The sequence below is a fragment of the Gilliamella apicola genome (assembly GCF_003202655.1).
In the GTDB taxonomy this organism is placed as follows: Bacteria; Pseudomonadota; Gammaproteobacteria; order Enterobacterales; family Orbaceae; genus Gilliamella; species Gilliamella apicola_R.
In genome coordinates, this window is the sequence record NZ_QGLR01000013.1 from 134,324 (window position 1) to 153,737 (window position 19,414).

Genomic DNA, 19,414 nt, shown 5'->3' on the forward strand with positions numbered 1-19,414 from the left:
TTGTAATAGCTTTTTCGCCTCAGGATAGAGCGTTTTACCTACTCCAGTTAATTTTGCACACTCCGACCACGAATAAACAGTTTTCGTTCGAAAACTCTTTCAATGGCTTGAATTTGTTTGGTTAGCGCTGGCTGCGTTAAAAATAAGCGTTCGGAAGCAACACGGTAATTTCCTGCCTCTGCAAGCGTAACAAATGCTTGCAGTAACCTCTTTTCGATCTCCATATTCATTCCTGAACGTTATCAAATAGTGCATTTTTTTCATTATACATAACTCACCTTACTGTTTATATTCTTTTCAATAACAACCACTGTTTATATATAAAAAATATTTATATATAAAATTAAAAAACAACCAATTTTATAAATTAATTTTCCATTTTATTTAACAAACGATTTATCAAAGCAAATAGCTGAACTCTCGGCTATGATTAACAACTTAGGATAAAATTTTATGAGTAAGGCAATTACAAAAATTTCAGCGGTTTTATTTGATATGGATGGCGTGTTGATTGATTCAAATAGCGTTATTGAAAAAGCATGGATTGAAGCTGGCATATGGAGTCACTGTCACGGATAATGATATTAGTGAACATATTCATGGACAACCCGGTCCTCACACCATCAACCCCCCTATTGGACATCTGTCACTGGAAAATCAGCAACGTGTGCAAGCCTATATTATGCATGCTGAGAATAACGCCGATTATGATCCAATACCCGGTGTTTCACAATTAATATTAGCATTATCAGCTATTAATATTAGAGTGGGTATTGTAACCAGTGGCTAGCGGGAAAAATAGATAGAATAATGGAATTGCTTAACATTCAAAATTGTATTTCTGTGATTGTCGAACGCAATGATGTTGCTCGTGGCAAGCCATTTCCTGATCCTTATCTACTTGGCGCAAAACGCCTTATGCTATCACCATCTGAAACGTTGGTATTTGAAGATTCAATCAGTGGCATAACCTCGGCGATTAAGGCTGGCGCCTATTGTGTTGCAATAGGCGATACAGAGCTAATCCAGTATGGCGCGCAAACCGCGATTGCTGATTTTTCGAAAGTTAAAATTTTAAGTGACGGTGATTACGCTATATTGTTGGATGATGAATATAAACTCCTTTTAAACAATAAATAAAGATCACAATCAAAAATCGATTAACCTGCAAAAATACAATTAAAGTTTAATCAATTAACCAAGAATGTAAAAGATGCAAGACTTCTTGCGTCTTTTCGGCATGAACATTATGGTTAGCGCCGGCTACTGTTTCAATTTGTGCATTAGGAAATTGACTAAAAATGGCAGGATAATCCTTATCAGTAATATAGTTAGAGTTTCCCCCACGAATAAATAAAGTAGGTATATCACAAGCTGAAATGGGGTGCCAATCGCAAATATTGTCATATTGTTGGATAATGACATTAGCATTAAATAACCAACGTTGGTGTTTAAAGGATTTAAGCAAAAAAGAAATTATTGCTGGAGTTAAATCATATTGTTGCATAACTTCAGCAATCTGTTCTTTATCGATTAATCCTTGATTAATACATTGGGTTAACGCGTTAATAACAGGCATATTAGCAATTTGACTATAGGTAATCGGTGCAATATCAATGGCACAGATTTTAGCAATTTGTTGTGGAATTAATTGGCTTAGTTGCAAAGCAACTTTCCCCCCCATCGAATGACCAATCAAGATGATATTTGCTAATTGTAGATCATGGCATAACTCGGCTACATCCTCAGCCATAGCTTGATAGTTCATTATATTTGACCATGGTGATTGCCCATGATTGCGCAAATCAATCTGAATAGTCTGATAATTAATCGACAGATCTTTAGCTAACATATTCAAATTATCTAAGCTGCCAAATAGCCCATGTAATAACAAAATTGCTTGGTTATCGCCTTGTATTTTGTAATGTAATTTCATAATGTCACTTATTTTTATGGTAATTTAGATTAATAGAAAGTCATTGATCAACAATTCAATAACCCCAACAAGCATAACTATGATAGAATTTAATCTAAATTTTTCAATTAATATTAAGACCTATGTTTCAAAATAACCCACTATTAGCCCAACTTAAAAAAGAATTATACGAACAAAAACCGCGTGTTGAAGGTATCGTTCGAGCACATGAAAAAGGTTTTGGTTTCCTTGATGTAGATAATAAAACCAATTATTTTATTCCGGTTGCAAAAATGAAGCTGTTATGCAATGGTGATAAAGTATCCGGAACCATCATCACGAATAATGATAAAGAGTTCTTTGAACCTGAAATATTAATTGAAAGTAGTTTACAAAAATTTATTGGAAAAATCGGCTTTTTAGATCGCGCCATGGTCATTTATCCAGAAAATATGCCAACAAATTTTGCCATACGCTGTAAAGTTAATCCGCAAGTTGCACAAAAATTAAAAGAAGGTGATTGGGTTGTTGCTACATTGCAATCACATCCATTAGAAAAAGATAAAAATCATTTTTCTGCTGAAGTAACCAAATTTATCGCCAGTTCTGATTCAATTTATCAATTATGGCTCAAAACTTTGGCGCGTTACGATTTAGAAGATAAAGCGCCTCAAGAGGATGCTTTCACAATATCAGAGTCTGAACAGGAAAATCGTCAAGAGTTAACCGATGTACCATTTTTCACGGTTGATAATGAAAATACCGAAGATATGGATGATGCCATTGCCATTTCCCAAGATGAGATCGGTAACTATCAGCTAATGATCGCCATCGCCGACCCTACAGCGTATATTCCTCAAGATAGTGAAGTCGATAACATCGCTAAAATTCGAAACTTTACCACTTATCTACCAGATTTTAATATTCCTATGTTATCAACACAGTTGGCGGACAATCTATGTTCATTAAAAGCCAATGAAAAACGACCAGCCATGGTTTGCAAAATTAACATTGATAAAAATGGTCAATTTACTAATGATGATATTAGTTTCACTCCGGCGTGGATTGAATCGAAAGCTAAACTTGCTTACAACAATGTTTCTGATTTCTTAGAAGGTCGAAGTGATTTAAATATCGATGACGCCACGATAAAAAAACAACTTAGATTACTATCAGAATTGGCAAAAGCACGTATAAATTGGCGACAACAAAATGCGTTAGTATTTAAAGCCAATAATGATTATCGATTCGTACTAGATGATAATCGCCAAGTAAAAAATATCATTAAAGAATTACGTGGTATTGGTAATAATATTGTTGAAGAAGTGATGATTATTGCCAATTTAGCTCTAACTATGTATTTGCAAGAAAAAGTAGGCTCGGGGGTGTTTAATACCCATTCAGGTTTTGATAGCAAATACATTGAACAGATCTTAAAAATCTTAGCCGATAATGGCATCACTGATTTCGACAAAGAATCACTAATGACATTTGCAGGATATGTCAAATTACGTCGATTAATTGATGATAATGACTTCCTATCGACAAGGTTAAGAAAATTCCAAACTCCAGCGGATTTTTCATTAACGCCAGAACCACACTTTGGCTTAGGATTTACAGCTTATGCAACCTGGACATCACCAATTCGCAAATATGGTGATATGATAAACCATCGTTTACTCAAAGCGTCACTAAAAGGGCAAACAATAACGGCGCCAACTAACGAGCAATTAAAAAGCATGTCAGATAGACGTAAAAAATTACGCTTAGCTGAACGCGATATTGCTGAAAATCTTTACAGTCAATACTTATCAGATAAGCAAGATCAGACATTTGCAGCGGAAATTGTTGATATCAATCGTGGCGGTGCGCGGGTTCGCTTAACTGATATTGGCGCATTTGCTTTTTTACCACTGTCAATGATTCACAAGGTTCGTGATCAAGTAAACGCCTATCCTGAAGATGGGCTAATTAAAATAAATGATGAGATCGCCTATAAACTCGCAGATGCAATCACTGTCGCAATCTATCAAGTTAAAACTGAAAATCAATCGGTAATTGTTAAATTGAGTGAAACAAACAGCTAATTATTGAATCAATTTAACGATTTCAAAACTACCGTTTTTACCTCTGATTCTTATCAGGGGTAAAGTATCATCTCTTAATGTTTTTTTTAACATTTAACCTCTTTTTTTTATTGATGATTTCTGTTATCTTGCACCGCTAAAAATTAAAATCAGATTAACCTACTATTGGAAAAGGAAAAATGATGTCTATTCATGGTCACGAAGTGTTAGAAATGATGGATGGAAAAGATTATACCGAATCATCTTTACTCGATGCTATCCATAAAAAATTTGGTACTGATGCTCGATTTCATACCTGTTCTCAATCTGATATGAATGCCGAACAGCTTATTGCCTTTTTAAAAGCTAAAGGAAAATTTAAACCAGCTCTAACCAATGATTCACAATTTACTGTCGACACTCGCAAAATATGTCGGCATTAATGACAACAAATAAAAGGAATCTTTAGTGCTTTTTTACAAAATGAATATAATCATCTAGTATTTTTTAAAAGAATAAGAGTATATAATTTCACAAAGTTACGTCACTTAAAAAGTGATAAGTTGCTCATCCTGAAATTACAACTCAAGAATAAGTTCATGGAATTTGATATATGAAAATAGCTAATTTCTTTACATGTGCCATTGTTTCTATTCTTGTTGCAGGCTGTGTAAAAAACAATATGTCTTCAACTAATAGCAAAACTGATATGGATCAGTTAACAAATTTAAAACAGCAAACGGAACAAAATAATCCTTTTGTTGTAGATGCAAAAAAGCAATTACTCCAGCTAGTTGGTGACAAACACTTTGATAGCTATTTAATCAAACACGGGATTTTGGACTGTAAAGATAATAGTAACCAATCTTCCTGCGTGTTAAAATTTTATCTTAACGAATTCTATAAGTTAAAATATGACGTTCAACTCAAAAAAGTAATTGATGAGTACAAAGCCGAACATAATCAAGAGTTGGAAAAAATTACGCCAACTGATGGGAATATTAACAGTTACTGTCAGTGGTCAGCGGATTTTGTTGCCGCAACCTATACTGATGATAACGATAATATAACCAAACGTTATCAACCATTATTTAAAATGTCAGCACAAGATTTGACTGACTTAAAAACCAAGGTTCTAAAAGATAATTATTCTCATTTTTTAATTGATGAAAATCCAACGATTCTTCAAGAAATGAAGGCTGATTATATCGAAAAATGCTTAAGCAACCCTAAAGACAATATTATCAATTACTTTAAAATTTTTAGATAATATCCTACTCAAGTGAGTCTTTTATGTACAATTTAACCCCTGTTAGTCGATTTAGTAAAACATTAACTTGCAAGATTATTTGCATCGCATCTCTATCTTGCTTAAGTTTTTCTTCATGGGCTTTTACTTTCAACGATGTCGTGACTAAAGCAGAAAAACTATCAAAAAAAGCTTACGTCCAACCATCTAAAAATCTGCCTAGTGAATTATCGTCACTGCAATTTGCCGATTATCAAAAAATTTACTTCAAACATGATAAAGCGTATTGGAACGATCGTAAAAGTCGTTTCAAACTCGAATTTTATCATGAAGGCATGTATTTTGACGTGCCAGTTAAAATTAATGAGATTGTTAATAATCAAGTTAATGAAATTAAATATAATCCAGATTACTTTGATTTAAGCCAAATTCATTTAGAAAATTTAGATACTAAAAAACTTGGCTTTGCTGGATTTAAAGTACATTATCCAATTAATAACCCAATGAAAACCGATGACGAAATATTTACGGCATTAGGTGGCAGTTACTTCCGTGCAGTTGGTAAAGATCAACGCTATGGTCTTTCAGCTCGTGGGCTTGCGATTGACACTGGTGAGATGTCAGGTGAAGAGTTTCCGCGTTTTAAAGAGTATTGGATTGAACGACCTGAGCCAAATCAAAAACATTTAGTGATTTATGCCTTACTTGATTCTAAGAGTGTAACAGGGGCTTATAAAATTACTTTGGTTCCTAGTATTGATACCACGGTTACTGTTGAAGGGAAAGTATTCTTTCGTGATTCAGTCAAAAAAGTCGGCGTTGCACCATTAACTAGTATGTTCTTATTTGGTCCTAATCAACCATCGCCGATTTTAAACTATCGTCCGGCAATGCATGATTCGAATGGACTCTCGATTGTAGCTAATAACGAGTGGATTTGGCGGCCATTAAATAATCCTAAGCGCTTATCTTTCTCATCCTATAGCTTAGATAACCCTAAAGCTTTTGGCTTAATTCAGCGTGACAAAGGTTTTGATGATTATCAAGATCTTGATGATCACTACGAACAACGCCCTAGCGTTTGGGTGGAAATATTAAATAATTGGCACAAAGGCCGGGTTGAACTCGTTGAGATCCCAACTGCTGACGAAACTAATGACAATATTGTTGCGTTCTGGGTTCCAGAGAAACAATATAAAGCTGGTGATAAGCTTGATTTCAAATATCGATTACACTATTCATTAAACGAAAAACAACGCTATCCAAAAAATGTTGCTTTAGCAGAAAGTACTCGTTTATCGTTAGGTGACATCAAACAAGCAAACTTGATTCGCAAACTTGATGGCTCTAATGCTTATGTAATTGATTTTGTCGGCCCAAATTTATCGGATAAAAAACCGGTTAAAGTTATATCTAGTATTACCAACGGTTCAATTGTTAGTAGTGATCTACAATACAATTCTGTAACTCAAGGTTGGCGAGTGATTGTGCGCTTCAATGTTGAAGATAATAAAAAAACGACCGACATTCGTATTCAATTAGCATCATTAACCGGTGAGATCTTGTCCGAAACTTGGAGCGGGCAATTTCCTGCTCAATAATGACAATACCAACATATAATATGAAAAAAGATTATTTTGAAAATCTATCTGACGCCGAAAGTTGGCGTCAGCAATCGGGAAACAATGACTTGCCAACGGATGATATTGAATTTCTAAAATATCGACTCAATCAAGTTGGCAAAACAGAGGATTTTGACGATGAAAGACGACAACAACCAACTTATCCAAAAGTTGAACGTGTTTCTATCCAACCACAAAACTGGAATGAACGTTATAAGGCAAAATTTAAACCCAGTCTGAATATCATCGCAACTATTCGTCGTTTAATTATGTTTGTACTTATTGCCGTACAAACTTATTATGGCACAAGTTACTTAGCAACATTATTACCTTATCAAAGCTGGGAAAAAATTAATTTTATGGCAAATTGGGATATCAACCCCGAACTCGCCATTTACAGTATTATTCCTTATATTATACAAGGTTTTATTATTGCCTTATTTGCTATCCTCTTCAGTTGGATTTCTATCGGTTTCTGGACCAGTGTCATGGGTCTGATTTTAGCAGTGATTAAAAAAGATCGTTTTACAATTGCCATCCCTAACGATCCGGTTAAGCATATCGATACTAAACACCGTACCGCATTAGTCATGCCTATTTGTAATGAGGATGTTTCTCGAGTGTTTGCTGGTCTTGAAGCAACTTATGAATCACTGGTTGAAACAGGCAATGCTCAATACTGCGATTTTTTTATTCTTAGTGATACTAACGACCCCGATCTTTATGTCAATGAATTAAAAGCTTGGGCTGAATTTAACGCCAAGAAAGCTGACAACGGTTGTAATATCTTTTATCGTCATCGTAAACGCCGCGTAAAACGTAAAAGCGGTAATATCGATGACTTTTGCCGTCGTTGGGGACATCAATATGAATATATGATGATTCTTGATGCTGATAGTATTATGACCGGTGATTGTATCTTAAAAATGATTGCCATGATGGAGATGAATCCAACAGCGGGGATCTTACAGTCACCACCGAAATCGGTCAGAATGACAACTTTATACGGTCGTATTCAACAATTTGCTAATCAAGTATATAGCGATATTTTTTGCTCAGGCACCCACTTCTGGCAATTAAGTGAAGCCCAATATTGGGGCCACAATGCTATGATTCGTCTAAAACCCTTTATCGAACACTGTATTTTATCACCACTGCAAAAGCGTAAAGGGCCTCTGCACATCTTATCGCACGATCTGGTCGAAGCAACCTTAATGCGCCGTGCTGGTTACGGGGTATGGATTGCCTACGATATGCATGGCAGTTATGAAGAGCTACCGGGTAATATGATAGAAGATCTCAAACGTGATAATCGCTGGTGTATGGGTAATTTGATTAATCTTCGATTGATTTTCAAAAGTGGTATTACTTTAACCCATAGAGTGATGTTTTTTACCAGCGGAATGGCCTATATTTCATCATTATTGTGGTTAATCTTCTTGTTTTTCTCCACACTGTTATTATTAGTGTTTAATATTTCCGAACCGCAATACTTCTTCCAACCTAATCAATTTTATCCAACCTGGCCAAGGTGGGACGAACAATTAGCTATTCAGCTACTTTCTACCACAATGGTATTACTCTTTGCCCCCAAACTGTTTAGTTACGGTATTATAATCGCTCGAACTGGTGCTAAAGACGTCGGGGGGATATTTAAATTAACCTTATCGATTCTGATCGAAATGGTATGGTCGATGATTCTTGCCCCAATCCGCATGATCTTCCACAGTAAATTTGTGATTAAAGCTTGGCTTGGTAGCAAAATTCAATGGAAGTCCCCGGCAAGAAATGATGATGCCTTAACTTGGGGTGAATCATTCTACTTCTGTTGGCCATTATCAATATTAGGAATTATCTGGTTATGTGTGATTATTTGGTTAAATCCCCAATTTACCTATTGGTATATAGCAATATTAATCCCATTAATCATTTCGCCATTAGTGATTCGTGTTTCTGGCTTATCAAGTATTGGTATGCAAGCCAAAAAAGCGGGGCTATTTTTAACACCTGAGGAAACCCATCCGTCACGAGCGGTAAAACTAACCGGTGATTATTTAGTCCGAACTGAAGCCGCTTTTGTTGAACATGGTTTTATTATGGCACTTGTCGATCCTATTTATAATGCATTAGCCTGTGCATTATCGACTTCTCGTCATCTAAGCAACTCAAAAAATCAACAGTTGCGCGAACAGCTTATTAACCATTATCAACAAGTTGATCTAGAAAAAATCAATAAAGAACAACAATTAGCGATTTTAGAAGATCCATTTATTCTTGCTGCCCTTCATCGCCATATCTGGCGTCAGCAAGAAAAATACGACAAACTGTTCACATTATGGCAAAATGAATGCCAGCAATAAGAGATAGGGCTAGATGCCCTATTTCTTCCTTTAGTAATTAATCGAATTCCATGGATATTGTTATGACTTGGCAACCTACTGCATCAATTAATAATTTACTTAAGCGCGCTAAAATTGTATCTAAAGTAAGACAGTTTTTCGCAGATCGCTGTATATTAGAAGTCGAGACGCCAACTTTAAGCCAATATGCAGTAACAGATGTTCATCTTAGTTCATTTCATACCTTGTTTTTAAAACCTGGTGAAACCGATGAGCAACAAGGGCAAAAAATGTCACTAATCACCAGTCCGGAATATCATATGAAGCGTTTATTAGCAGCTGGTAGTGGGCCTATTTATCAGATCTGTAAATGTTTTCGTAATCATGAAGAAGTAAGTCGATATCATAATCCCGAATTTACTATGCTTGAATGGTATCGTATTCAATTTGATATGATGCAAATGATCAACGAAGTCGATGATTTATTGCAAACTGTTCTTGATTGTGAACCGGCGGAACGCATCTCTTACCAAAAAGCATTTCAACGTCATCTTAATATCGATCCATTAGAAGCTGATCATGCCACCTTAGTTGAGGCGATGAAACAACTGAATATCGAACTCAATAGCGACGATTATGATCGCGACACCTTATTACAGTGTCTATTTAGTTTTGGTGTCGAACCACATATTGGTCAAGAGAAACCGATTGCGGTTTATAACTTCCCTGCCTCACAAGCGGCTTTAGCGGCGATCAGTCCTGAAGATCACCGTGTGGCAAGCCGTTTTGAATTTTACTATAAAGGCGTTGAACTAGCTAATGGCTTTAAAGAACTAACCAATCCACAAGAACAAAAAATGCGTTTCGAACAAAATAATATCGATCGGGCAAATCAAAATTTACCACCACAAAACATTGATATTGAATTAATCGCGGCAATGGAAGCCGGTTTACCAGATTGTGCTGGCGTTGCCGTTGGTCTTGACCGTTTAATTATGTTGGCACTTGATGCCATGAATTTAGATGATGTGATTTCATTCACTTTTGAAAGGGCTTAATAATGCTAGGAAGTTTAGGCTTAAGTGAATGGCTAGCGATAATGATCGCCATAATCGCCGGCATTTTATTTATTGCTATGCTAAAAGCGCAATTTAAAACGAGTAATATACAGGCCTTGTTTGATGTACAAATTAATCAAAAAAAGCAAGAAAATCAAAATTTATTAATCGAAATCTCGCAATTAAAACAAGAGTTAAATCAATACCAACAGCAAAATGTCGCCCAAAATATCAAAATTAGTGAATTAAAAACTCGCTTAGAGGAGATCATTAATGCCGCTCACGAAAAACAGACAGTTTTAGAACAAAGTGAGCAGCGATTAACCACACAGTTTGAAAATTTAGCTAATCGAATTTTTGAACACAGTGGCAAAAGAATTGAACAACAAAATAAACAAAGTTTAGAATTTTTACTCTCGCCACTTAAACAACAATTAGAAGGTTTTAAAAAGCAAGTTCAAGACAGTTTTGGACAAGAAGCCAAAGAGCGACATACCCTAACCCATGAAATTCGAAACTTACAACAGCTCAACGAGCTAATGACAAAAGAGGCCAACAACTTAACCAATGCCTTAAAAGGCAATAACAAAACCCAAGGCAATTGGGGAGAGTTTATTCTTAGTCAAATTTTAGATAATTCCGGATTACGTCAAGGTTATGAATATCACACTCAAGTTAATCTGACTAATGAGGATAATCGCCGATTGCAACCAGATGTAATTGTACATTTACCACAAGGTGGGGATGTGGTCATTGACTCCAAAGTTACCTTAGTGGCTTATGAACGTTATTTTAATAGTGATGATGAAGAGACCAAAAGCAGAGCCATTTCAGACCATTTAATTGCCGTGCGTAATCACTTAAGGCAACTTAGCCAAAAAGATTACCATAAGCTAAATGGTATTCAATCATTAGATTATGTTTTAATGTTTATTCCTGTCGAACCGGCGTTTTTATCCGCCATCGATCAAGATCCATCATTGATTAATGATGCATTAAAAAACAATATAATGATTGTTAGCCCAACCACACTATTGGTTGCCTTACGAACCATTCATAATTTATGGCGTTTTGAATACCAAAATCGGAATGCAGAACTTATAGCCGATAGAGCCAGTAAATTATATGACAAAGTGCGCGGTTTTATCGAAGATATGGAAAATCTGGGTAACTGTTTGGATAAAGCTCAACAGACTTATCAAAACTCAATGAACAAACTCGCTAAGGGACGAGGTAACGTTATTGGTCAAATAGAACGCTTTAGAGAATTAGGAATTGAAGTAAAAAAACCGATTAATCCCGATATCGCTCAGCTATCCGTTGATGAACTTGAAAGTGAAACAGAAGAGAACCATTCTTCTACCGAAATTCAATAAATTAACCATTAATTTGCAGATAACAGGTGTTAGTTAAATTAATCATTTAGTTTAAACATAGTTCAAACATAGTTTAAACAGCTTAATTCACCAGCATAAAAAATACGTGTATACTCATTTAACACAAGAAGGAGTACGATATGACAAAAAAACAAGATAAAGAAACCAGTTTTGAAGAAACTATCAAACAACTTGAAGCGATTGTCACTCAACTTGAAAATGGCGATTTACCATTAGATGAAGCATTAAATGAGTTCGAAAAAGGCATCAAATTAGCTCGTTCTGGTCAAAAACAGCTTAATGAAGCCGAACAACGTATCCAAATTTTATTGTCTGAAAATAGTGATGCCCAATTATCTGAATTTGCCATTGATAACAATGAATAGCTTAAAACCATTACAAGAACGCATTGATAACTACTTAGCAACGTATATATCGCAGTTTTCGCCATCTAATTTGCAACAAGCAATGAGCTACAGTCTGCTTGCTGGCGGCAAACGAATACGCCCTATACTGGTCTATTTAACTGGGCAAATGTTCAATTGTCCTTTAATGAAACTTGATTCAGTAGCCGCGGCTATTGAATCAATGCATACTTATTCGTTAATTCATGATGATTTACCGGCAATGGATAATGATAATCTAAGACGAGGAAAACCAACTTGCCACATACAATTTGGCCAAGCAGAGGCTATCCTCGCTGGTGATGCCTTACAATCATTAGCGTTTAGCTTATTATCCGAAAACCAGCATATTGACAACCAAAGTAAAATTAAAATGATTAGTGAACTGGCAAGAGCCAGTGGCATTGCCGGTATGTGTTTGGGACAGTCACTTGACTTACAAGCAGAACAGCAAAAAGTCACGTTAGAGCATTTACAAAATATCCACAACCATAAAACTGGTGCCTTAATTCAAGCGGCAGTTCGGCTCGGTGCTTATGCCAGTGGAGAGGAAGCTAAACCTTATTACCAAAACTTAGACAACTATGCCCAAGCGATTGGACTAGCATTTCAGATACAAGATGACATCTTAGATGTCATTGGTGAACAAGAATTGATGGGTAAACCACAAGGCTCCGATATGGCGCTAGAAAAAAGTACTTATCCAGCATTGGTTGGATTACAAAACGCAATCGAAATGACCCAGAAGTTATATCAACAAGCTATCGATAGCCTAACGCAAATACCTTATAATAACCAACCATTAAAAGACCTTGCTGGTTTTATAATTAATCGGAATAGTTAACTTAATAACTAGATGGTAAAAATGAATTTAGACAAATTTCCTCTATTAAAGCAAATCAATTCACCAGCGGATCTTCGGCGCTATCCGCTGTCACAATTGTCAGCAATTAGTCAGGAATTACGACAATTTTTATTAGACAGTGTCAGTCAATCTAGCGGTCATTTAGCATCAGGTCTTGGTGTGGTTGAATTAACCGTGGCGTTACATTACGTCTATCAAACGCCATTTGACAAAATTATCTGGGACGTAGGTCACCAAGCTTACCCACATAAAATTTTAACTGGTCGACGCGATCAGATGTTAACTATTCGCCAAAAAGGGGGATTACACCCTTTTCCGCACCGCAATGAAAGCGAATATGATGTCTTAACTACTGGGCACTCCTCAACCTCAATCAGTGCCGCACTGGGTATAGCTATTGCTGAACAAAAAAAACAATCAGGCCAAAAAGTTGCCGCCATTATTGGTGATGGTGCATTAACTGCTGGCATGGCCTTTGAGGCAATGAACCATGCTGGGCACATCAAACCTGACATGCTAGTTATCGTTAATGACAACGATATGTCCATTTCGGAAAACACCGGTGCTCTTAATCAACATTTAGCACAAATATTATCAAGTAAGGCCTACACCTCACTTCGAGAAAGCGGTAAAAAAGTACTTTCGAATATTCCACCGTTAAAAGAGTTATTCAAAAAAACCGAAGAGCATCTTAAGGGTCTGGTTACCCCCGCTATTTTATTTGAAGAATTAGGCTTTAACTATATTGGTCCAGTTGATGGACATGATGTTGGAACATTAGTTGCCACCCTACAAAAAGTTAGACAACTGAAGGGGCCACAATTACTACATGTTATCACCCAAAAAGGTAAAGGTTATGCGCCTGCCGAACAAAACCCTACCTTATGGCATGGTGTACCAAAATTTAATCCGAATGAAGGGGTATTACCTAAGGCCAATAAAATTGCCCCAACCTATTCCAAAATATTTGGTGATTGGCTGTGTGAAATAGCTGAGCACGACAGCCGCTTAATGGCAATCACTCCAGCAATGAGCGAAGGTTCTGGCATGACCGAATTTGCTAAATGTTTCCCTAAACAATTCTTTGATGTCGCTATAGCCGAACAACATGCCGTGACGTTAGCGGCTGGTTTTGCCATTAGTGGATTAAAGCCAGTAGTTGCTATCTATTCGACTTTCTTGCAACGGGCGTATGATCAAGTCATCCATGATATTGCCATCCAAAACTTACCTGTTCTAATCGCTATCGACCGTGCAGGTATTGTCGGGGCAGACGGCGAAACCCACCAAGGCGCATTCGATTTAAGCTTCTTACGCTGTATCCCAAACTTGGTCATCATGACACCAAGTGACGAAAACGAATGCCGACAAATGCTCTATACCGGTTATTTGCACAATGGACCAACAGCAGTACGCTATCCACGCGGGGAAGGCATTGGTGCACACTTAGCGCCATTAACAGCCATACCGCTAGGACAAGCCAAACTTTGCCGTACCGGTGAAAGCATCGCTTTACTCAATTTTGGCACATTACTGCCAGAAGTTTTACACGCGGCCGAACAAATCAATGCTACAGTGATAGATATGCGTTTTGTTAAACCGCTTGACGAAAAAGTCCTTTTGCACATTAGCCAAAGCCATAATATACTTGTCACCATCGAAGAAAATAGTATCAAAGGTGGAGCTGGAAGCGCCGTCAATGAATTTTTGTTATCGAAAAAAATAAAATGTGATATTTTAAATATCGGATTGCCTGATGTTTTTATCCCACAAGGCTCGCAACAAGAGATGCGCGACGAACTCGGGTTAAACGCTAAACATATTATTGACAAAATTAACAAATTTAGAAAATTATAGGTTAAATATGGAAAATCAAGCTGTCACTGTTCAGATTTTTGGGCGAACGTTAAAGTTTAATTGCCCAGTCGAGGAAGTTGACGCACTTACAAATGCGGCAAAAGATTTAGATGCGCGCTTAATAAAATTACGTGAAAAATCACCTCAAATTGGTAGCGATCAACTCATCATGACTGCTGCACTAAATTTGTCTTACGAACTAACTAAAGAAAAAGAAAAGAGCGACGAATTTGCCAATCGATTAAAGATGCTACAACAGTTACTAGATTCTGCTTTAAATATCAACAGTTCGTCTGATTTAATGTAAATAATCAACAAATGCTATTGTATGATTTTTAAAATTTTGTATTATAGTAAACATCTCTGAGATGTTCGCGATATGGGTTAGTCCCCTGAGCCGATAATCTTTAATTTAGAATGGTATGCTTTTTAATTGGTGTGTATGCCTAATTGATTTAGGAAACCTAAAAATTAAAACATGCTGTTCACCTTGAACTTCGGGTTCAAGGGTTACGACCCTAACGACATCTTGGAGTCTTTCATCTCACTTTCTTTCAAAAGAAAAACCATGAATATTCGGCAATCAATCCGTCAAAAAAGACGTGAATTATCACTGGCACAACGCAATAACGCGCAAACCATTATCTATCAAAAAATCAAAAACCATCCAGCCGTAAGCCAAGCGCAACATATTGCGATATTTTTATCATTTGATGGTGAAGTCGATACCAAACCGATTATTGAATATCTATGGCAACAAAACAAATCGGTCTATTTACCGGTACCTGTTGCTGATCATCAACTACTCTTTTTAAATTACTCGCCGAAGACTCCATTGATAAAAAATAAATTCGGCATTTTACAACCGGCAATCGATGAAACAAGTAGCATAACGATAGAGCAACTTGATATTGTCTTTACCCCACTGGTGGCTTTTGACGAACGCGGTTATCGCATGGGGATGGGTGGCGGCTATTATGACCGAGCATTAGCCAATTACCAAAAGCAGCAAATCTTACCGATTGGATTGGCTTTTGCCTGCCAAAAAGTGGCAAAACTCGATAATCAACCTTGGGACATTAAGCTACCTGAAATTATTTATGCTTAAAGGCTAAAGGTAATTCGTCCTCTATATTGCATTAGGTGATAATCTTTTTCAATTTATTCAATAAATCAGCATAATTTACTTTGCTAAAATCATCTACATTCATTTCAAACAATGTCCCTAATGCAAATTTATCATATTGTCTATCATGGCAAATTTGATAAAACTTTTCTTTGGTTATCAAATCATCGGCAAGATTACGATCAGCTAATTCGTCACCATAATGATAGTGGGTCATAATATGCGATAAATGACGTTCTAAAGAGCGATCACGCTTATATCGGCGTTGCCAAAGAATATCAAAATTAGCCACCAAGCGAATGGTTATTACCTGATAATGGTAGCGATTGGCAAAATCGTTTAATTGATTTTTTTGCTTATCGCTAAATGGATATTCCGAAATAATGATCTTCTTGCCGGCATCCATATACCACTGCAACACCCCGTAATAAAAATGCCAAACTTTTTGTTCTAAGGCATTTTTCTCAGCAAGCGAATTAAACCCCACCGAGTCGGCATACAACTCCTTTGCTTCATCGGGCGTCAACAGCAAACTGTTGTTAAATTGTTGCTGCAATAGATGGATCAAATATGTTTTTCCGGTACAAGGACCTCCAGCAAGTAAGATCAGATATTTTGGCATGTAAGATTACCTTAGTTAATACGTTGATTTACATTGAGAAACAAACTCATTTTATGTTTGACAATATCTTTAACTGCTTGATTAGCAGGAATCACATTATGTCTTAGCGACTTATTAACTTCAGTTTGAGCAAACTGATCTTTAGCTACTTGTGTCCAATTAACTAATAACTCTGTACCAACATTGAATTTACGAATGCCGTTGTTAATCAGCTCAGGGTAATCTTCCTCCTTTACACCGGTACCACCGTGAATAACCAATGGAATATCAACCATTGCATGAATCTCTTTAAGTAACGGAATGTTGACTTCAGTTTTCGATTTAAACTGACCATGATTAGTCCCGATTGCTACCGCTAAAGCATCAATCCCCGTGGCCTGTACAAAGGCCAAAGCATCACTAGGCCGAGTGTAAACTTTATCGTTAACTTCAACGTGAATGCCCTCCTCTGTGCCACCAATAGTACCAAGCTCGCCTTCTACCGACACACCTCGAGCATGGGCATATTCAACCACAGCTCGAGTTTTTAGTATATTCTCTTTAAACGGTAAGGATGAGCCGTCAAACATAACCGAGGTAAATCCACTATCAATCGCCTGTTTGATATCATCAAAATTTTTAGCATGATCAAGGTGCAAAACCGCATCGACAATTTCTTCATCAGCGATGGCTTTTATGGTATTGACCAAAACTTTAAAACCAATATAACGAGCGGTATCAACACTTGTCTGGATAATAATCGGTGCGCCAACCTCTTTCGCAGCTCGAAGCATGTCGGGTAGCATTTCTAAATTATGCGTGTTAAATGCGCCAACAGTAAAATTAAGTTTAGTCGCTAATTCGGTTACTGCCTTGAGTGTAGTGTACATAACTTTTTCCTTTAATTTCGTTGAATTGTAGCTAGTTTGGCAATATTGCGCATTTCATCCATTTTATTCATCCAAAAATCGATATCAGCAATAGATCCTGATTTTGCTGCCTCTGCACGTTTATAATTATACAAACTCATTAGGATTTTATATCCTTCACCAATTGATCTCTTTTGTTGCATGCTGGTTTCTAAATACTCTATAGCCAAATCAGCGCGCCCTAACTGGTTATACAGTATTCCTATCTGTTCATTACAACTGGCCAACAATTGAACATCATCGGTATGGGTAAGTTGTTGTTTGCGCTCATTAATCTGATATTCAATTTGCGTAATCTCATCAGCTGCAAGCTCTCTTGGAGCTGATGGTTCTACTTGAACAGGTGGTTTATTTTTTTTAAAAAAGTTAAACATGGTCACCTCTTAATTAAAAATTCTTCAATAACGGACTTAAAATCCAAGCATAAAGCAAGGCCACCGTAACGGTATCCACATCAGTCGCCGTGGCATTAACAAATCCCATTTGATTAAAAATAGTGACTAACAGCGCGGGTAATAAAGTGATAAATATCCCATGGGCTATTCCACCAATTAAAGCACCACGACGTCCACCTACTGCATTACCAAAGATCCCCGCGGTACCACCAGCAAAAAAGTTAGTTAGCATGCCTGGAAGAATCATCGCTAGGCCAAAGAAAGGTAAAGTTAACATCGCAATTACCGTACCAATAGTGGTAGTAATAAAACCAAGAATAACGGCATTAGGGCTATAGGGGAAAAACACTGGACAATCAAGCGCAGGTATTGCATTAGGAACAATCTTCATGGCGATCCCTCTAAAAGCTGGCACGATTTCACCCAGTAATAACCTAACCCCGGCTAACAACACATAAATACCAACCACAAATATGATTGCTTGAGTAAATGCATAAATGATATAGTTTTGACCGCCAGATAGTGTCGAAGCATATTCTTCACCCGCAAAAAGCACCGTGATAATATATAAAGGCAGCATCACCACCATAACTGATAAATAGGTATCTTGTAAAAACTCAAACGATTTTGGTAATTTCATATCTTCGATTGAGCGTTTATTTTCTCCTTTTTCACCAACAACATAAGCAACACCCGCCTCGAACAGATAACCAATAGTACAAAAATGTCCAAGTGCGATATCATTCGAACCGGTAACTTTACGAATAATAGGTTGGGCGATTGCTGGCATAAAGACGGCAAAAAGTGCACCAATAACACCACCGACTAAAATCAAGCTCACACCTGAAAGACCTGCAAAACTACCGAATACGGTTGTCATGGTTGCCATCCAAAGAATAGCCTGACCAGTTAAAAAGATATATTTAAAACGGGTAAAACGGGCAATTAAAATATTAAAAATAAATATCATTAAAAAGGTTAAGGCAATATCTCTACCCAAACCTAATTGATTCATAGCTTGACCATTGATTGCCTCAATGGAAGGAATAATGCCTTGCATCTCAAAGCCAGCAGTAAAAATTTGACCAAAATAACTCAAACTACCAACAATAATACTTGAACCGGCATTGAGCACCTGAAAACCAAGTAGGGTTTTAAGCGTTCCTGATATGGTTTGCCCTACCGATTTTTTTTGCAGAATAAGACCAAGCATAGCAATTAAACTAATTGTGATAGATGCTTGAGTTAGAATATTATCAATAATGAAGTTAATTACGTTCATAATGCTCTCCTTTTTGCTAATTAAAGCAATCCTTTCTCTTGCAAGACCGGACTTAATTTTTCATCAATTTCCGACTTCGAAACGATATTTTTTAGGTATACAATCGAGGTGTGGTCACTAATATTAAATTTGGCAAATTGCGAACGAAAATTTTCTGCGGTAATAATAATATCGACATTCATCGACGCGGCAGAAGAAATATCCGTATGATCTAATTTGGCATCAATACCTTTAGCTTTTAGTACATCTTCAGTTGCCATCTGGGCAGCAAAACTACTACCAAGACCGGCACCACAAACAAATAAAATAGATAACTGACTCATCGAGGAT

General features: G+C 36.7%; 22 protein-coding genes and 1 other RNA gene. 16 read left to right on the forward strand and 7 right to left on the reverse strand.

Annotation, left to right across the window (positions count from 1 at the left end; all coding sequences use genetic code 11):
* Positions 1-47: 47 nt before the first annotated feature.
* Entirely contained in the window at positions 48-224 is a 177-nt protein-coding gene (locus DKK70_RS11935; protein WP_181415999.1) for a helix-turn-helix domain-containing protein, read from the reverse strand.
* A 229-nt stretch (positions 225-453) separates the two neighbouring features.
* On the opposite strand from DKK70_RS11935, the gene DKK70_RS17275 reads away from it, so the two are divergent.
* The 3 genes from DKK70_RS17275 to DKK70_RS17070 are packed head-to-tail and all read left to right on the forward strand — an operon-like array spanning position 454 to position 1,140.
* Complete coding sequence (locus tag DKK70_RS17275) at positions 454-579, forward strand: HAD family hydrolase (RefSeq protein WP_258363945.1); 126 nt, start codon at positions 454-456, stop codon at positions 577-579.
* On the forward strand, positions 545-790 hold the full coding sequence (locus DKK70_RS17065) for a hypothetical protein (protein ID WP_219999771.1): 246 nt from the start codon (positions 545-547) through the stop codon (positions 788-790). Before DKK70_RS17275 ends, DKK70_RS17065 begins: the two co-directional genes overlap by 35 nt.
* Positions 791-807: 17 nt before the next feature.
* Positions 808-1,140, forward strand: a complete 333-nt coding sequence (locus tag DKK70_RS17070; protein ID WP_258363949.1) for an HAD family hydrolase — start codon at positions 808-810, stop codon at positions 1,138-1,140.
* Positions 1,141-1,186: 46 nt separating this feature from the next.
* On the opposite strand, the gene DKK70_RS11945 is transcribed toward DKK70_RS17070, so the two are convergent.
* A complete protein-coding gene (locus DKK70_RS11945; RefSeq protein WP_110434217.1) occupies positions 1,187-1,936 on the reverse strand; it encodes an alpha/beta fold hydrolase in 750 nt (249 codons plus the stop codon).
* 122 nt (positions 1,937-2,058) lie between these two features.
* Here DKK70_RS11945 and DKK70_RS11950 point away from each other — a divergent pair, with 122 nt between their 5' ends.
* The 13 genes from DKK70_RS11950 to DKK70_RS12010 all read left to right on the forward strand — a co-directional run bounded on the left by DKK70_RS11950 (position 2,059) and on the right by DKK70_RS12010 (position 15,859).
* Positions 2,059-4,002, forward strand: coding sequence for an exoribonuclease II (locus tag DKK70_RS11950; protein WP_110434218.1), 1,944 nt, complete (start codon positions 2,059-2,061; stop codon positions 4,000-4,002).
* A 179-nt stretch (positions 4,003-4,181) separates the two neighbouring features.
* Positions 4,182-4,424, forward strand: coding sequence for a YecH family metal-binding protein (locus tag DKK70_RS11955; protein ID WP_110434219.1), 243 nt, complete (start codon positions 4,182-4,184; stop codon positions 4,422-4,424).
* A gap of 170 nt (positions 4,425-4,594) precedes the next feature.
* Positions 4,595-5,251 carry a hypothetical protein gene (locus DKK70_RS11960; RefSeq protein ID WP_110434220.1) on the forward strand — a complete coding sequence of 219 codons (657 nt, stop codon included), beginning with the start codon at positions 4,595-4,597 and terminating at the stop codon, positions 5,249-5,251.
* A 23-nt stretch (positions 5,252-5,274) separates the two neighbouring features.
* On the forward strand, positions 5,275-6,831 hold the full coding sequence (locus DKK70_RS11965) for a glucan biosynthesis protein G (protein ID WP_110434221.1): 1,557 nt from the start codon (positions 5,275-5,277) through the stop codon (positions 6,829-6,831).
* 20 nt (positions 6,832-6,851) lie between these two features.
* Positions 6,852-9,212: a glucans biosynthesis glucosyltransferase MdoH gene (mdoH, locus tag DKK70_RS11970; RefSeq protein ID WP_181416000.1), complete on the forward strand. Its 2,361-nt coding sequence runs from the start codon at positions 6,852-6,854 to the stop codon at positions 9,210-9,212.
* A gap of 50 nt (positions 9,213-9,262) precedes the next feature.
* Entirely contained in the window at positions 9,263-10,249 is a 987-nt protein-coding gene (gene epmA, locus DKK70_RS11975) for an elongation factor P--(R)-beta-lysine ligase (RefSeq protein WP_110434223.1), read from the forward strand.
* Between the two features lie 77 nt (positions 10,250-10,326).
* Positions 10,327-11,625, forward strand: a complete 1,299-nt coding sequence (gene rmuC, locus DKK70_RS11980) for a DNA recombination protein RmuC (RefSeq protein WP_375334991.1) — start codon at positions 10,327-10,329, stop codon at positions 11,623-11,625.
* 140 nt (positions 11,626-11,765) lie between these two features.
* Positions 11,766-12,011, forward strand: coding sequence for an exodeoxyribonuclease VII small subunit (gene xseB, locus DKK70_RS11985; RefSeq protein ID WP_034882697.1), 246 nt, complete (start codon positions 11,766-11,768; stop codon positions 12,009-12,011).
* Positions 12,004-12,873 carry a (2E,6E)-farnesyl diphosphate synthase gene (gene ispA, locus DKK70_RS11990; RefSeq protein WP_110434225.1) on the forward strand — a complete coding sequence of 290 codons (870 nt, stop codon included), beginning with the start codon at positions 12,004-12,006 and terminating at the stop codon, positions 12,871-12,873. Before xseB ends, ispA begins: the two co-directional genes overlap by 8 nt.
* A 12-nt stretch (positions 12,874-12,885) precedes the next feature.
* A complete protein-coding gene (dxs, locus tag DKK70_RS11995) occupies positions 12,886-14,751 on the forward strand; it encodes a 1-deoxy-D-xylulose-5-phosphate synthase (protein WP_375334988.1) in 1,866 nt (621 codons plus the stop codon).
* Between the two features lie 7 nt (positions 14,752-14,758).
* The gene (zapA, locus tag DKK70_RS12000) at positions 14,759-15,058 is read left to right on the forward strand and encodes a cell division protein ZapA (RefSeq protein WP_110434227.1); all 300 of its coding nucleotides are present in this window, start codon (positions 14,759-14,761) and stop codon (positions 15,056-15,058) included.
* 50 nt (positions 15,059-15,108) lie between these two features.
* A non-coding RNA gene (gene ssrS, locus DKK70_RS12005) (6S RNA) lies at positions 15,109-15,291 on the forward strand.
* Between the two features lie 28 nt (positions 15,292-15,319).
* Complete coding sequence (locus tag DKK70_RS12010; protein WP_110434228.1) at positions 15,320-15,859, forward strand: 5-formyltetrahydrofolate cyclo-ligase; 540 nt, start codon at positions 15,320-15,322, stop codon at positions 15,857-15,859.
* 31 nt (positions 15,860-15,890) lie between these two features.
* Here DKK70_RS12010 and DKK70_RS12015 read toward each other — a convergent pair whose 3' ends face one another.
* The 5 genes from DKK70_RS12015 to DKK70_RS12035 are packed head-to-tail and all read right to left on the reverse strand — an operon-like array spanning position 15,891 to position 19,407.
* The gene (locus DKK70_RS12015; RefSeq protein ID WP_110434229.1) at positions 15,891-16,499 is read right to left on the reverse strand and encodes a zeta toxin family protein; all 609 of its coding nucleotides are present in this window, start codon (positions 16,497-16,499) and stop codon (positions 15,891-15,893) included.
* Positions 16,500-16,510: 11 nt separating this feature from the next.
* Positions 16,511-17,368 carry a class II fructose-bisphosphate aldolase gene (locus DKK70_RS12020; RefSeq protein ID WP_065578474.1) on the reverse strand — a complete coding sequence of 286 codons (858 nt, stop codon included), beginning with the start codon at positions 17,366-17,368 and terminating at the stop codon, positions 16,511-16,513.
* Positions 17,369-17,379: 11 nt separating this feature from the next.
* Entirely contained in the window at positions 17,380-17,781 is a 402-nt protein-coding gene (locus DKK70_RS12025) for a tetratricopeptide repeat protein (protein WP_110434230.1), read from the reverse strand.
* Between the two features lie 13 nt (positions 17,782-17,794).
* Positions 17,795-19,084, reverse strand: a complete 1,290-nt coding sequence (locus DKK70_RS12030) for a PTS sugar transporter subunit IIC (RefSeq protein WP_110434231.1) — start codon at positions 19,082-19,084, stop codon at positions 17,795-17,797.
* Positions 19,085-19,104: 20 nt separating this feature from the next.
* Positions 19,105-19,407 (reverse strand): PTS sugar transporter subunit IIB, encoded by a 303-nt coding sequence (locus tag DKK70_RS12035; RefSeq protein ID WP_034882681.1) that lies wholly within the window; start codon positions 19,405-19,407, stop codon positions 19,105-19,107.
* Positions 19,408-19,414 lie beyond the last annotated feature (7 nt).

What these genes read in the sequence shown, in the direction of transcription:
- DKK70_RS11935 (WP_181415999.1), bottom strand. Translation starts at nt 224, where the DNA reads ATGGAGATCGAAAAGAGGTTACTGCAAGCATTTGTTACGCTTGCAGAG.
- DKK70_RS17275 (WP_258363945.1), top strand. Translation starts at nt 454, where the DNA reads ATGAGTAAGGCAATTACAAAAATTTCAGCGGTTTTATTTGATATGGAT.
- DKK70_RS11945 (WP_110434217.1), bottom strand. Translation starts at nt 1,936, where the DNA reads ATGAAATTACATTACAAAATACAAGGCGATAACCAAGCAATTTTGTTA.
- DKK70_RS11950 (WP_110434218.1), top strand. Translation starts at nt 2,059, where the DNA reads ATGTTTCAAAATAACCCACTATTAGCCCAACTTAAAAAAGAATTATAC.
- DKK70_RS11955 (WP_110434219.1), top strand. Translation starts at nt 4,182, where the DNA reads ATGATGTCTATTCATGGTCACGAAGTGTTAGAAATGATGGATGGAAAA.
- DKK70_RS11960 (WP_110434220.1), top strand. Translation starts at nt 4,595, where the DNA reads ATGAAAATAGCTAATTTCTTTACATGTGCCATTGTTTCTATTCTTGTT.
- DKK70_RS11965 (WP_110434221.1), top strand. Translation starts at nt 5,275, where the DNA reads ATGTACAATTTAACCCCTGTTAGTCGATTTAGTAAAACATTAACTTGC.
- mdoH (WP_181416000.1), top strand. Translation starts at nt 6,852, where the DNA reads ATGAAAAAAGATTATTTTGAAAATCTATCTGACGCCGAAAGTTGGCGT.
- epmA (WP_110434223.1), top strand. Translation starts at nt 9,263, where the DNA reads ATGGATATTGTTATGACTTGGCAACCTACTGCATCAATTAATAATTTA.
- rmuC (WP_375334991.1), top strand. Translation starts at nt 10,327, where the DNA reads ATGCTAAAAGCGCAATTTAAAACGAGTAATATACAGGCCTTGTTTGAT.
- xseB (WP_034882697.1), top strand. Translation starts at nt 11,766, where the DNA reads ATGACAAAAAAACAAGATAAAGAAACCAGTTTTGAAGAAACTATCAAA.
- ispA (WP_110434225.1), top strand. Translation starts at nt 12,004, where the DNA reads ATGAATAGCTTAAAACCATTACAAGAACGCATTGATAACTACTTAGCA.
- dxs (WP_375334988.1), top strand. Translation starts at nt 12,886, where the DNA reads ATGGTAAAAATGAATTTAGACAAATTTCCTCTATTAAAGCAAATCAAT.
- zapA (WP_110434227.1), top strand. Translation starts at nt 14,759, where the DNA reads ATGGAAAATCAAGCTGTCACTGTTCAGATTTTTGGGCGAACGTTAAAG.
- DKK70_RS12010 (WP_110434228.1), top strand. Translation starts at nt 15,320, where the DNA reads ATGAATATTCGGCAATCAATCCGTCAAAAAAGACGTGAATTATCACTG.
- DKK70_RS12015 (WP_110434229.1), bottom strand. Translation starts at nt 16,499, where the DNA reads ATGCCAAAATATCTGATCTTACTTGCTGGAGGTCCTTGTACCGGAAAA.
- DKK70_RS12020 (WP_065578474.1), bottom strand. Translation starts at nt 17,368, where the DNA reads ATGTACACTACACTCAAGGCAGTAACCGAATTAGCGACTAAACTTAAT.
- DKK70_RS12025 (WP_110434230.1), bottom strand. Translation starts at nt 17,781, where the DNA reads ATGTTTAACTTTTTTAAAAAAAATAAACCACCTGTTCAAGTAGAACCA.
- DKK70_RS12030 (WP_110434231.1), bottom strand. Translation starts at nt 19,084, where the DNA reads ATGAACGTAATTAACTTCATTATTGATAATATTCTAACTCAAGCATCT.
- DKK70_RS12035 (WP_034882681.1), bottom strand. Translation starts at nt 19,407, where the DNA reads ATGAGTCAGTTATCTATTTTATTTGTTTGTGGTGCCGGTCTTGGTAGT.